Consider the following 12691-nt stretch of genomic DNA (forward strand, 5'->3'; position numbering starts at 1 on the left):
TAAGTCTGCCGCGCTTTACTTTTATTTATTGAAAGCACCTTTGTCAGAAATATGTTCCACTTCAGGGCCGAATTTTTTGAAGTTATCTTCGAATCGTTGGATAAGATCATTTGCTTGTGCTTTATATTTTTCAGCGTCGCTCCAAGCATTAATAGGATTTAAAATAGTTTTTGGTACATCTTCGATTTCAACTGGAATATTTAAACCAAATGTTGAGTCTTTTGTAAACTCTGCATCTTTTAATTTACCTGAGATTGCTTGGTTAACCATTTGACGCGTATAGTGTAAACTAATTCTTCTACCAACACCATATTTTCCGCCAGTCCATCCAGTGTTAACTAAATACACATCAACATCATGTTTATCAATTAATTCACCTAATAGGTCTGCATAAACAGTTGGATGTAGTGGTAAGAATGGTGCGCCGAAACAAGTAGAGAATGATGGTTCTGGTTCAGTTACACCACGTTCAGTACCTGCTAATTTAGACGTGAATCCACTTAAGAAATGATACATTGCTTGATCTTTAGTTAATTTTGAAATTGGAGGAATCACACCAAATGCATCTGCAGTTAAAAAGATAATCGTATTAGGATGTGCTGCTTTTGAAGGTAATACAATATTATCAATATGATGAATAGGGTATGCCGCTCTTGTATTTTCAGTGAATTTATTATCATCGAAATCAACAGTACCATCTTCTTTAACGACTGTGTTTTCTAGGATAGTGCCGTATTCAATAGCATCATAAATTTGTGGTTCTTTTTCTTTTGAAAGATTGATCGCTTTTGCGTAGCAACCACCTTCAATGTTGAACACACCATTTTTATTCCAACCATGTTCATCGTCACCGATTAATTTTCTTTCAGGATCAGCTGATAACGTTGTTTTACCTGTACCTGATAACCCAAAGAATAATGCGACATCGCCTTTTTCTCCTACGTTAGCAGAGCAATGCATACTCATAATATCTTGCATAGGTAATAAGTAGTTCATTACTGAGAAGATACCTTTTTTCATTTCACCAGCGTATTCTGTGCCACCGATTAAAATAACCTTATGCTTAAATGATACAATGACAAACGTTTCAGTTTTCGTACCATCAACTTCAGGATCAGCTTTAAAATGTGGTGCTGATACAATCGTAAAGTTAGGTTTGATTGATTTTGCTTCTTCTTTAGATTCAGGACGAATGAACATATTATGTGCAAATAAATTATGCCATGCTAATTCGTTAATGACAGTTAATTTTAAACGTGAATCTTTATCACTACCTGCGTAGCCGTTAAACACATATAGTTCATCTTTTTTACCTAAGTAATCTAATACTTTATTATAAAGTTTTAAGAATGTTTCTTCATCGATAGGTTGATTGACGTCTCCCCAATCTACATTATCTCTATATGAAGGTTCAGTAACGATAAACTTATCTTTTGGTGAGCGACCAGTATATTTACCAGTGCTTGCGTTAATAGCGCCTAATTCAGTAAGTTCACCTTCATTATTATCTAAGATCTTATTGTAAAGTTGAGTTGTTGATAGTTGAAACTTCGTTGATGGTTTTTCTAATAATTGTTTAATTTTTGACGTTTCAGAGTATGTATCAATCGACATACTTAATCCCTCCAGATAGTTATAATGTAAGCCTTTACATTTCAATAGTATAACATATCAATTTAATTAATCCACCGTAAATTATTACTAAAATAACTTAAATCATAAATTGACATTAATTCTCTTATTAGGTAGTATTAATTTTAACGGATTCTCTTATCCTGAGTGGTGGAGGGACATGGACCCAATGAAACCCAGCAACCTCTTTTTACATATAAAAAGAAAGGTGCCAAACCGTTTGCAGACACATAATGTCTGAACGATAAGAGCGAATGGACGTATAAGAGCCTTCACTCTATCTAGGTAGTAGTAGAAGGCTCTTTTATTTAGCTCATATAAAAGAGAATTATCGTAATATATTTTAAAAGGAGCAAAACATGACTAACAATAAACGATTATTTACTTCAGAATCAGTAACTGAAGGACATCCAGATAAAATTGCTGATCAGGTATCTGATGCAATCTTAGACGAAATTCTTAAAGACGACCCTAATGCACGTGTCGCTTGTGAGACAACAGTGACAACCGGAATGGCATTAATTTCAGGTGAAATTTCAACAACGACATATGTTGACATTCCAAAAGTAGTAAGAGAGACAATTAAAGATATTGGTTATACACGTGCCAAATATGGTTATGATTCACAAACAATGGCGGTTTTAACTGCAATTGATGAACAATCACCAGATATCGCTCAAGGTGTTGATACAGCATTAGAATACCGTGATGATATTTCTGAAGAAGAAATTGAAGCAACTGGTGCAGGTGACCAAGGATTAATGTTTGGCTATGCTACAAACGAAACAGATACTTATATGCCGTTACCTATTTTCTTATCTCATCAATTAGCGAAACGTCTATCAGATGTACGTAAAGATGACATTATAGATTATTTACGTCCAGATGGTAAGGTTCAAGTCACTGTAGAATATGATGAAAATGATAAACCTAAACGCATTGATACTATTGTTGTATCAACACAACACGCTGAAGATAAATCGTTAGAAGAAATTCAAAACGATATTAAAAAACATGTCATTTATCCAACTGTTCCAGAATCATTAATGGATGATAAGACGAAATTCTATATTAATCCTACAGGACGTTTTGTAATCGGTGGACCACAAGGGGATGCTGGATTAACAGGACGTAAGATTATTGTAGATACGTACGGAGGTTATGCACGCCATGGTGGTGGTTGCTTCAGTGGTAAGGATCCAACTAAAGTAGACCGTTCTGCCGCTTATGCTGCAAGATATGTAGCGAAGAATATTGTTGCTGCAGAATTAGCTGAACAATGTGAAGTACAACTTGCTTATGCTATTGGTGTAGCTGAACCAGTATCTATAGCTATTGATACGTTCGGGACAGGTAAAGTGTCTGAGTCTGAATTAGTAGAAGCAGTTAGAGCAAACTTTGATTTAAGACCAGCTGGTATCATTAAAATGTTAGATTTAAAACAACCTATTTATAAACAAACTGCTGCATACGGTCATTTTGGACGTACTGACGTATTATTACCATGGGAAAAATTGGATAAAGTCAACGTTTTAAAAGATACGATTAACAAGGCTTAAACAAAATAGCATGTGAGATGTTTGAAATATAATAAGATAAATTGCGACAAGATGTCGAAAATGTCTTGATTATGTTTTATAATTAATTGTATTGATCATATAAAAGGAGCGTTGATGTGATGAGTTTATCTTCACCTATTGGTATAGGGTTAATTGTTGCAGTAGTTATTGCAATTATCTTTTTTGTACTATTTTTAATTGCATTAAATAGTAAGAAAAAGATTAAGCAACAAACAGAAGAAGAATACCAACAAAAAGAACAAAGTATAAAGGCATCTCATGAAGAAGCTTTGGAAAAAGAACGTATTGAGAATAAAAAGACAGTTACGAAACAAAAAGAAGATTATGAAGCTACAGTAAATAGTAAAGAAAGAGAAATTGATGCATTAAAGCTATTTTCTAAAAACCATAGTGAATATGTAACTGATATGCGATTAATTGGTATTCGTGAGCGTTTAGTCAATGAAAAACGTATTCGTCCTGAAGATATGCATATCATGGCTAATATTTTCTTACCGACAAATGAATTAAATAAGATTGAAAGAATTAGTCATCTCGTTCTTACACGTACTGGATTATATATTATTGATTCTCAATTATTAAAAGGTCATGTATATAATGGTATTAGTGGCGCTCAATTTTCTGAGCTACCAACAATGGAACAAGTATTTAATACGTTGGAATTAGATAAAGGAACGCCTCAAACATTAGTACTTGATCAAAATAGTGACGAAAAATCATTATCATTTATAAACTATTCAGATGAGATTCAACAAATACAGAATGTAGCTGGTGACTTACAAAGTAAATTAAATACTAAGTATACACCAACATCTATTCTTTACTTTAACCCTAAAAATGAAGGAGATGTTACTATTTCTAATTATGCTCAAAATAGTAATGTCAAAGTATTAGTTGGACCTGAACAACTAGATGAATTCTTTAACAAATTTGTATTCCATGGACGTATTCAATATAATGTCGATGATTTACAACAAATCATGGAACAAATCGAATCATTTAATTAAATATCAACGAAGCTAGTAGGGATTTTATCTCTACTAGCTTTTTTAGTTTTGAGCACAGATATTGAAATTTATATGACTTATGTTTAATCTGAGTTTTATCTACTTTCATAGGGTATAGAATATTGAAATTGTATTTAAGGAGTGGGAATGTATGGATAATATTAAATTTTATAATGGTCATACGATGCCGAAAGTTGGTCTAGGTACATTTAGAGTTGAAAATAATGATGATTGTACAAAAGCTGTTAAATACGCAATTGAAAATGGATATAGAAGTATCGATACAGCAAAGGTATATGGTAATGAAGAAAAGGTAGGACAAGGTATTAAAGAAGGGCTTGAATCTGCAGGCTTAAAACGTGAGGATTTATTTATTACCTCAAAATTATGGTTAGAAGATTATGGTAGAGAAAATGTTGAACAAGCCTACGAAAATAGTTTGAAAAGGTTAGATTTAGATTATCTAGATTTGTATTTAATGCATTGGCCGGGTACGAATGAAGCCCTAATGATAGATACATGGCAAGGTATGGAAGATTTATATAAACAAGAGCGTGTTAAAAATATTGGAGTGAGTAACTTTAATGTAGATCATTTTGAAGCGTTACTAGCTCAAGTATCTATTAAGCCTGTAATTAACCAAGTTGAGTTCCATCCATACTTAACTCAAAAAGAGTTGAGACAATATTTAGATGTTCAAAATATTGTGATGGAATCTTGGTCACCATTAATGAACGCGCAAATATTAGATGATGAAGTAGTTAATCAAGTAGCACAAGAAGTTGGGCAAACGCCAGCACAAGTGATTATTAGATGGAACTATCAACATCAAGTAGTCACAATTCCTAAATCAGTAACACCTCACCGTATTGACGAAAATCTAAATATATTAGATTTTGAATTAAATGATGACCAAATGAAAAAATTAGATGACCTAAATCAAAATAAAAGAATTGGGCCAGACCCTTCAGAATTTAATGGGAAATAATATGACAAAACCACGTCCTCAATCGAACAGGGGACGTGGTTTTAATGAATATCATTAGTTATTGAAATAAATGATATGCAAAATAGCAACTTGCAAAGGCACCAACAAATTGCAAGAGCGTATAAATAATAAAAGGTATAGGCTTAAATTGAGGAGATACCATGCCTACAAGTTCATTAGATAAGGTTGAAAATGTTGTTAACCCGCCTAAAATACCTGTGATGAAGAATGGATTCATCCATTTGATGTGAAGTGATAAGCCTGATATGGCACCAATTAACATACATCCAACAATATTAACTATCAAAGTACCAACAGGTAATCTGGTATTAAAGTGATTGAAGTAATTTGATATCAACGCACGACTCATCGCACCAATACCGCCGCCCAGCATAACTAATACCATTGTCATTATCATATCTGCTCACCTAATTTCTTGCCTAATAAACATAAAAGGATACATAGGATGTAACTAATCAAAGCATAAAAGATTAATAACGCCCATTGTTGCTGATTAAACATTTGAACGAGTTCGAATTGAAATGTAGAAAAAGTAGTCAATGCTCCCATGAATCCAGTAGTGACAGCTTTTTTTAATAAAGGATTATTGTTAAATAACTTAATAGTTAAAGCCGACAAAAATCCCATAAAAAAGCCACCTATTAAATTGGCACTTAATGTGCCTATAGGTATGTCATGTCCATGATTAAAGAAAGAAAACAGATATCTCATTAATGCACCAAAGGCGCCACCAATAAAAATAAATAAATATTGCATTTTTTTAATCCCTTCAATTTGGTCAGTCACAAAATATATAATTCTATATCTAGAATGATTGGATTTCATATATAAAACTAAATCAACCAATTCTCATGGAAAAGGTTGATTTGTATACGTCCACATTACATAAATACTTTAAAAAAGGAAACCATATGTATGTAATGAAGATAAAATATGAATGATAATCACAATGAAAATAAGAATAGGCAATAACTTACTACCAATTCTTATCCAATCTTGTTTTTCACGCGCGTGTTTGATAGATTTATCTGCAAATATCACAGAAGCAATCAAAATAATGACGTTGATCACACTACATGCGATGACCAATTTAACGAATGAACCTAAAACACTATTCAGAAATGGGTTGTTTGTATTAAAGAAAAAGCTTATCGCTAATAGTAGTAATGTAATATAAAAGTAAATTTTAGATTTTGACATGCGCATCCTCCTAGATGGTTATCATTACAATATACTACCATTTTTTAGGATATGAGAATAGTATAAATTAATATAAAAAATATGGTGAAATATGAAATCCTATGATATAGGCAAATAATTCGCTTACATTTCAAAAGCATGTTATAAATTATTTATAAATCATTAATGATGTTAAGTTAAATAATCAAGCTTACATACTTAAATAATGTGACCATTGATGTTTAAGCAATGTTATCGGTTAAGGAGGAATTCGTAATGAGACAATTAAATGTAGAGGTATTTGCTGATGGTGCAGATATCGAAGAAATGAAAGCTGCATACAAAAATAAACAAGTAGACGGATTTACGACTAATCCAAGTTTAATGGCAAAAGCTGGTGTAACAGATTATAAAGCATTTGCTGAAGAAGCAGTGAGAGAAATTCCTGATGCTTCAATTTCATTTGAAGTATTCGCAGATGATTTAGAAACAATGGAAAAAGAAGCTGAAATCTTAAAACAATATGGTGACAATGTATTTGTTAAAATTCCTATTGTTACAACGGATGGTACTTCTACCATTCCATTAATTAAAGCTTTATCAGCTAAACAAGTAAGACTAAATGTTACTGCTGTTTATACGATTGAACAAGTTAAAGAAATTACTGAAGCTGTAACAGAAGGTGTACCAACATATGTATCTGTATTCGCTGGTCGTATCGCCGACACTGGTGTAGATCCATTACCATTAATGAAAGAAGCCGTCGAAATTACACATAGTAAAAAAGGCGTTAAATTATTATGGGCTAGTTGCCGTGAATTATTTAATGTAATTCAAGCTGATGAAATTGGTGCAGATATCATTACATGTCCTGCGGATGTTGTTAAGAAGGTCAATAATAATTTAGGTAGAGATGTAGAAGAACTATCTATTGATACTGTTAAAGGTTTTGCTAAAGATATTCAAAGTTCAGGATTATCTATTTTATAAGCAATCATTAAAGTGATATCGAAGCTGAAGTATAAGATATTGAAGTAGCCAATCGCCCGTACATGTTTTCAAATTTTATTTTAAGATAACAATGTACGATGGATTGGCTTTTCTTATTAATAAATTTAATTTTGAATTGATTGATGGTTCAAAGTCATCTATGATATATAAATAACCAATTAGAGTAGAGGTGCAATTCTAGCTATGGATAAAAATACATTTAGTGCTAGAGTAAAAAAGCAATTATGGTTCTTAAATAAAACAGAAAAAGATCAACTTAATCAAGAATTGAACCAATTGAATGAACATGACGCGGATGTTTTAAATAAACCTGTCAAATTTTCAAATCAATTTTTAAGAACACATGTCTTTCAACAAAAAATGATTAGTTCATTCAGTCTTGTATTATTATTGATGGGAATCGTTTTTACATATGTGATATTACTAGGTGGCTTTCTATTTGGATTAATCACAAGTCTCACAGCTGTTAATTATTTTATTAACCCACAAGTAACTCTATCAACAATGACAGTGACTTTAATTATCGTAGGGGCTATTCTATTGATGATCGTTTCTCTGTTCTTAATTAAGAAAGTAACTGCATTTTTTACTAAAAAGTTATTAGAATATAAATTTAATAAGCAGAATACGAATGTGTAATCAAATGGCAAAGAAGTAAGCTTTCTTGCCATTTTTTTAATATAAAAGTATAAGGTTCGTCTACTAATAGAGATTTAGAATTAGAAAACTGTATGAGTGTTGCATCACTTTGTGATTGTATTCCTATAATGTAGTATGCATTCACGTAAATTTGAATGGGAGCTCGATGATGTTTAAGAGGGAATAAGATGAGCGTCTCATTAATGAAGAGTGTTATCTTTTTATTAATTTGAAGTAATCGTTTAGCGAGTTTCTTTTGAAGCGGTAATGATTTTTGATGTAATTCTAATAGATATATTAATGTATGATTAATTGTAATAGGAAGTGAAATATCATATTGTTGATAATGACATTGCGTAACACTTTTCGGACCTATTCCTGTTTGAATATATAATAATTGAGATGTTGTAATTTGATTCATGTTGTCATTCCTTTTCTAGGTTGTATTGTAAATGCTGCATGATTTTGGATTGAGTTATCTTTTTGATTTTCTTAATGGTTGATATAGAAAGATGCATCATATTTGCGATTTCGTATTGCTTATATCCTAGTAATTTTAAATCTAACCATTGTTTTTCTTGATTATTTAGTAGATAATAAATGTCTTGCAAAAGTAATGCATCCTCATCTAAAAACTGTATGGGCTCATTTTTTGAGTGGATAGGTGTATCGATATTGATAGTAGGTATTTTTTTGTTTTCTTTGCGAAATATATCGATAAGGTAATAGTTTAACCTAATAAATTGGTAAGAGGATAGTTTGCTAGATTGTGAGGGTTGATAATGATGAGTTAAGTGCCATAATTGGATTAACAGTAATTGATAAAACTCGTCATAATTATAAGTGATTTGATATCTTTTTAACAAATAATGTATGATTTTGTTGTACTCTTGATAAATTTTATTGAATTCCAAAGTTTTCTCCTATTTATGTACATAAAGTGTTTTTCCGGATAAAATGAATTTAAAATATGTAATAAAAAATTTCATTTGCTTAATTGTAAAAATAGGTGTTAAATAGTAAACATAGAAAATAACTAGGTATTTAATTTTTACATTTACATTGTCTTATTGTTTAAATAGAGCAAAGTTTGATAGGAGGTACGTATGGACTACGCACACTTAAATTTAGAACATTTTTTCGCACGCAATGATGATTTAGATCGAATTAAAGATCGCTCAGATTTTGTGATGATTAATAATTTTACTAATGAAATGAAATATAGAGATGGTGAAATTGAAGGTACAATTGATTTAAATCAATATTTTTATAAAAATAGATCACAAGCTGTTAGTTTCATCATGATGGAATATAAAAAACATAATAAATAAAAGTAATAATTTAGACTTAGAAATGGTATTGACACTATCATATGTAGATTGCATGTTTTTATGCGTGCAACATTTTATTTAGATAGTGTCTATATTGTTGTCTAAATCTTTTTCATCTCAAAAGTTTCATTTTTATTACTTTTTATTTATGAATTTGTAACAAAGTATATATTAAATTGTGAATCAGAATTAATAATGTTAAACTTTATTATCGTAATACAATTCAAAAGTATAACAACATTGACCTAAGAGGTGTGAATATGACGAAGCACAAAAAGGGATCTATTGTTGCAATTTTAGGATTGCTGATTATCTTTGTAGTTGGTGCTATTATCTTTTTCTCAATGGTTTCAGACCAAATTTTCTTTAAACATGTAAAAGAAGAACAGAAAATTGAGAAATTAGATGTAACTTTAGATAAAGCTGCAAAGAAACAAATAGATAACTATACGAGTCAACAAGTATCGAATAAAAACAATGATGCGTGGAGAGATGCATCATCAACTGAAATAAAATCAGCTATGGATAGTAGTCAATTTATCGATAGTGACGTACAAAAATATCAATTTTTAGATTTATCTAAATATCAAGGTATTGATGAAAAAAGAATTAAACGTATGTTAGTTGATCGACCAACTTTACTGAAACATACGGATGACTTTACAAAAGCAGCGAAAGATAAACATGTTAACGAAGTGTATTTAATTTCACATGCGTTATTAGAAACTGGCGCTGCTAAGAGTGAATTATCTAAAGGTGTAGAAATTGATGGTAAGAAATACTACAACTTTTATGGTGTAGGTGCATTAGACAAAGATCCTGTTAAGACAGGTGCTGAATATGCTAAAAAACATGGTTGGGACACACCTCAAAAAGCCATTTATGGTGGTGCTGATTTCATTCATAATCATTTCTTAAAACATGAAGATCAAGATACACTATACAGTATGAGATGGAATCCTAAGAATCCTGGTGAACATCAATATGCAACTGACATTAAATGGGCTGAAAGTAATGCCACTATCATCGCGGATTTTTATAAAGATATGAAAACGGAAGGTAAATACTTCAAATTATATGTTTATAAAGATGATAAAGACCATTTGAAGAAATAATTAATGTTAAAAAATGCCTGCAACGGTAATAACGGTTGCAGGCATTTTTGTATTCATCATTATTATTATTCAGCTTTATTATGACGTGTTATCCATAAAAACATTATAATAGTGAGTGCTATGATTTTCGAAACTAATTTCATTTCATCACCTCAAAGAAAGATTTTATCACAAATTTTAAAGGATTAAATTGTTCAAGATTAGGATATATATATGAGTAAATATGAAAATATAATTTTTGATAATGAGCGAACTTAAAAATGACTACACTTATAAAGTTCATCACGGAAATAGATTGTAGAAAGAGGATGATTTAATCATGCGAGTAGCTATAATAGGAATGGGCACAGCAGGTGTGAGTGTTTTACGTCAACTAGTCAAACACGACCATTTTGAAAAATTAAAAGTAGATGTGTATGATGACCGCAATAATATGGGACAGGGTGTTCCATTTCAAAATGATAGTAGTGAGTTACTCATTAATATGCCATCTAAAAAGATGAGCTTAAATTTAGATGATGATGAAGAGTTTTGGAAATGGTATCAACATCAACAAGTATTTGATTTCGATAATCCTACATACTTACCACGTTTTGTATTTGGACATTATATGAAATCATACTTATCCAAATTCGATGAGCAATATGAAAATATTACTATTATCAATCATAAAGTACACGAGATTTTTACAACATCGAAAGTGGATGAAACGAATTTAAAATATTATGTATGTACCTCAGATGATATGAAAGAATGGCGAGAATACGATTACTTATTCTTAACATTTGGTACATTTGCCTATCACGATCCATATCATTTAAAAGGTATAAAAGGGTTTAAACCGACACCTTATCCTACATACAATTCATTAGATGATGTAAATGAAGATGATAGAATTGCCATTCTTGGAACTGGTCTCGCTAGTCTAGATGTCATTCGATATGTGACTGCACATCACCCTAGATTACCTATTTTAATGACAAGTCGATCAGCCAATTTACCAAGTGTAAGAGGTCAAATGGTAGATATAGAATTTACACATTTAACAAAACAAAAATTTAATGATTTACAGGCACAAAATTATGGAAATGTACCTTTAGATGTTGCAGTAGATTTATTTTTAAAAGAATGTAGCGACTACGGTATAGATTTTGAAAAACTTATCAATAGAAGAACTTGTAATCATATTAATGATTTAAAATTTGATTTAGAACATGAAAAGGAAATGGGAATATTCCAAAGTATAATTGAATATTTAAAGGAAAATTTAAATTGGATATGGAATAGCTTTAGCTTTGAAGATCAACAACAATTCCAAAAGAAATATACTAAAATAATTCAACTTAATTCTAATCCAATGCCTCCTAGAACTGCGAAATTACTTATTGAATTATTAGAACAAGAGGCATTGATTATCCGTAAAAATTTAAAAAATGTTTATCATGAGGACGGATTATTCCATTTACAATATGAAAATGAGAATGACATTGAAGATTTTAATGTAGTCATTAATGCAACTGGATCTAAAAATCATTTATCTGAGTTAGATGAAGATGACCAATTAATTCTTAATTTAGAAAATAGGCAAATTGTACAAGCACATCCTTTAGGCGGTATACAAATTATTCCTGAAACGAACCAAGTTATTAGTCCGAGGTTTGGTACTTTAACTAATGTGATAGCGATTGGACAAATGACAAATGGCGTCAATAAACTTAGAAACGGTGTTAAAATGATTGTTAACCAAGTGGCTAATGCGGTGGATAGATTATATGACACGCAACAAGACTTTGAAAATATCAAAGAAGAAAGCTAAAAGCGTTAAGTAATTATATCTGGGCGTATTTTAAATCTATATTTTATTTAAAAGATAAACAAAATCCGATGATTTAATTTAAAAGTATTACTTTAATTAAGTACAATGTATAGTAATTGTATTTTTGAAAAAGGTGTAGTATGATTTGAATTGTAGTAAATTAGACTACAATACTCAATTAACCTTTAACAATTTCATATAAAATTCTTTCGGGGCAGGGTGGAATTCCCAACCGGCAGTGATATGAGCCTGCGACCTGCTAACATTTGTTAGTGGCTGATCTAGTGAAATTCTAGAGCCGACAGTTAAAGTCTGGATGGGAGAAAGAATGACGTTTATCGACATTAACATATATTTGTATAAGTATGTGTA

14 protein-coding genes and 2 riboswitches are annotated in these 12691 nt (G+C 30.9%); of the genes, 8 read left to right on the forward strand and 6 right to left on the reverse strand.

All coding sequences use genetic code 11. From position 1 onward, the window contains the following. Positions 1–21 precede the first annotated feature (21 nt). Complete coding sequence (gene pckA, locus ssp1_RS05135) at positions 22–1614, reverse strand: phosphoenolpyruvate carboxykinase (ATP) (RefSeq protein WP_075778776.1); 1593 nt, start codon at positions 1612–1614, stop codon at positions 22–24. Positions 1615–1767: 153 nt separating this feature from the next. Further along, positions 1768–1883, forward strand: a riboswitch (SAM riboswitch). Between the two features lie 108 nt (positions 1884–1991). Here pckA and metK point away from each other — a divergent pair. The 3 genes from metK (at position 1992) to ssp1_RS05150 (ending at position 5207) form a co-directional block, all read left to right on the forward strand. Then, positions 1992–3191 carry a methionine adenosyltransferase gene (gene metK, locus ssp1_RS05140; RefSeq protein WP_049423424.1) on the forward strand — a complete coding sequence of 400 codons (1200 nt, stop codon included), beginning with the start codon at positions 1992–1994 and terminating at the stop codon, positions 3189–3191. 119 nt (positions 3192–3310) lie between these two features. After that, the gene (locus ssp1_RS05145) at positions 3311–4219 is read left to right on the forward strand and encodes an NERD domain-containing protein (protein WP_002452130.1); all 909 of its coding nucleotides are present in this window, start codon (positions 3311–3313) and stop codon (positions 4217–4219) included. 151 nt (positions 4220–4370) lie between these two features. Next, positions 4371–5207, forward strand: a complete 837-nt coding sequence (locus tag ssp1_RS05150; protein ID WP_075778777.1) for an aldo/keto reductase — start codon at positions 4371–4373, stop codon at positions 5205–5207. 58 nt (positions 5208–5265) lie between these two features. Here the strand turns inward: ssp1_RS05150 and ssp1_RS05155 are convergent, their stop codons facing one another. The 3 genes from ssp1_RS05155 to ssp1_RS05165 all read right to left on the reverse strand — a co-directional run bounded on the left by ssp1_RS05155 (position 5266) and on the right by ssp1_RS05165 (position 6428). Further along, positions 5266–5622 (reverse strand): fluoride efflux transporter FluC, encoded by a 357-nt coding sequence (locus ssp1_RS05155; RefSeq protein WP_232133553.1) that lies wholly within the window; start codon positions 5620–5622, stop codon positions 5266–5268. Continuing rightward, positions 5622–5984, reverse strand: coding sequence for a fluoride efflux transporter CrcB (crcB, locus tag ssp1_RS05160; RefSeq protein ID WP_075778778.1), 363 nt, complete (start codon positions 5982–5984; stop codon positions 5622–5624). The genes ssp1_RS05155 and crcB overlap by 1 nt, the downstream gene beginning before the upstream one ends. Positions 5985–6122: 138 nt before the next feature. Continuing rightward, positions 6123–6428 (reverse strand): hypothetical protein, encoded by a 306-nt coding sequence (locus ssp1_RS05165; RefSeq protein ID WP_002452134.1) that lies wholly within the window; start codon positions 6426–6428, stop codon positions 6123–6125. A 255-nt stretch (positions 6429–6683) separates the two neighbouring features. Between ssp1_RS05165 and ssp1_RS05170 the strand changes: the two genes are divergently transcribed. Then, a complete protein-coding gene (locus ssp1_RS05170) occupies positions 6684–7397 on the forward strand; it encodes a transaldolase (protein ID WP_002452135.1) in 714 nt (237 codons plus the stop codon). Between the two features lie 204 nt (positions 7398–7601). Beyond that, a complete protein-coding gene (locus tag ssp1_RS05175) occupies positions 7602–8057 on the forward strand; it encodes a hypothetical protein (RefSeq protein ID WP_075778780.1) in 456 nt (151 codons plus the stop codon). Here the strand turns inward: ssp1_RS05175 and ssp1_RS05180 are convergent. Beyond that, positions 8032–8478, reverse strand: a complete 447-nt coding sequence (locus tag ssp1_RS05180) for a competence protein ComK (protein WP_075778781.1) — start codon at positions 8476–8478, stop codon at positions 8032–8034. The two genes, ssp1_RS05175 and ssp1_RS05180, sit on opposite strands and share 26 nt — an antisense overlap. A 4-nt stretch (positions 8479–8482) precedes the next feature. Further along, a complete protein-coding gene (locus ssp1_RS05185; protein WP_075778782.1) occupies positions 8483–8971 on the reverse strand; it encodes a sigma factor in 489 nt (162 codons plus the stop codon). 192 nt (positions 8972–9163) lie between these two features. Here ssp1_RS05185 and ssp1_RS05190 point away from each other — a divergent pair, with 192 nt between their 5' ends. The 3 genes from ssp1_RS05190 to ssp1_RS05200 all read left to right on the forward strand — a co-directional run bounded on the left by ssp1_RS05190 (position 9164) and on the right by ssp1_RS05200 (position 12319). Next, a complete protein-coding gene (locus tag ssp1_RS05190) occupies positions 9164–9388 on the forward strand; it encodes a hypothetical protein (RefSeq protein ID WP_002452139.1) in 225 nt (74 codons plus the stop codon). A 260-nt stretch (positions 9389–9648) separates the two neighbouring features. After that, positions 9649–10503, forward strand: coding sequence for a peptidoglycan release complex glucosaminidase SagB (gene sagB, locus ssp1_RS05195; RefSeq protein WP_049423412.1), 855 nt, complete (start codon positions 9649–9651; stop codon positions 10501–10503). Positions 10504–10822: 319 nt separating this feature from the next. After that, a complete protein-coding gene (locus ssp1_RS05200; RefSeq protein ID WP_075778783.1) occupies positions 10823–12319 on the forward strand; it encodes an FAD/NAD(P)-binding protein in 1497 nt (498 codons plus the stop codon). Between the two features lie 201 nt (positions 12320–12520). Continuing rightward, positions 12521–12651: riboswitch (FMN riboswitch) on the forward strand. The last annotated feature ends 40 nt before the right edge of the window (positions 12652–12691 follow it).

The organism is Staphylococcus sp. M0911 (assembly GCF_003491325.1).
Classification (GTDB): Bacteria; Bacillota; Bacilli; order Staphylococcales; family Staphylococcaceae; genus Staphylococcus; species Staphylococcus warneri_A.

What these genes read in the sequence shown, in the direction of transcription:
- ssp1_RS05145 (WP_002452130.1), top strand. Translation starts at nt 3,311, where the DNA reads ATGAGTTTATCTTCACCTATTGGTATAGGGTTAATTGTTGCAGTAGTT.
- crcB (WP_075778778.1), bottom strand. Translation starts at nt 5,984, where the DNA reads ATGCAATATTTATTTATTTTTATTGGTGGCGCCTTTGGTGCATTAATG.
- ssp1_RS05200 (WP_075778783.1), top strand. Translation starts at nt 10,823, where the DNA reads ATGCGAGTAGCTATAATAGGAATGGGCACAGCAGGTGTGAGTGTTTTA.
- ssp1_RS05165 (WP_002452134.1), bottom strand. Translation starts at nt 6,428, where the DNA reads ATGTCAAAATCTAAAATTTACTTTTATATTACATTACTACTATTAGCG.
- metK (WP_049423424.1), top strand. Translation starts at nt 1,992, where the DNA reads ATGACTAACAATAAACGATTATTTACTTCAGAATCAGTAACTGAAGGA.
- sagB (WP_049423412.1), top strand. Translation starts at nt 9,649, where the DNA reads ATGACGAAGCACAAAAAGGGATCTATTGTTGCAATTTTAGGATTGCTG.
- ssp1_RS05180 (WP_075778781.1), bottom strand. Translation starts at nt 8,478, where the DNA reads ATGAATCAAATTACAACATCTCAATTATTATATATTCAAACAGGAATA.
- ssp1_RS05190 (WP_002452139.1), top strand. Translation starts at nt 9,164, where the DNA reads ATGGACTACGCACACTTAAATTTAGAACATTTTTTCGCACGCAATGAT.
- ssp1_RS05170 (WP_002452135.1), top strand. Translation starts at nt 6,684, where the DNA reads ATGAGACAATTAAATGTAGAGGTATTTGCTGATGGTGCAGATATCGAA.
- pckA (WP_075778776.1), bottom strand. Translation starts at nt 1,614, where the DNA reads ATGTCGATTGATACATACTCTGAAACGTCAAAAATTAAACAATTATTA.
- ssp1_RS05175 (WP_075778780.1), top strand. Translation starts at nt 7,602, where the DNA reads ATGGATAAAAATACATTTAGTGCTAGAGTAAAAAAGCAATTATGGTTC.
- ssp1_RS05150 (WP_075778777.1), top strand. Translation starts at nt 4,371, where the DNA reads ATGGATAATATTAAATTTTATAATGGTCATACGATGCCGAAAGTTGGT.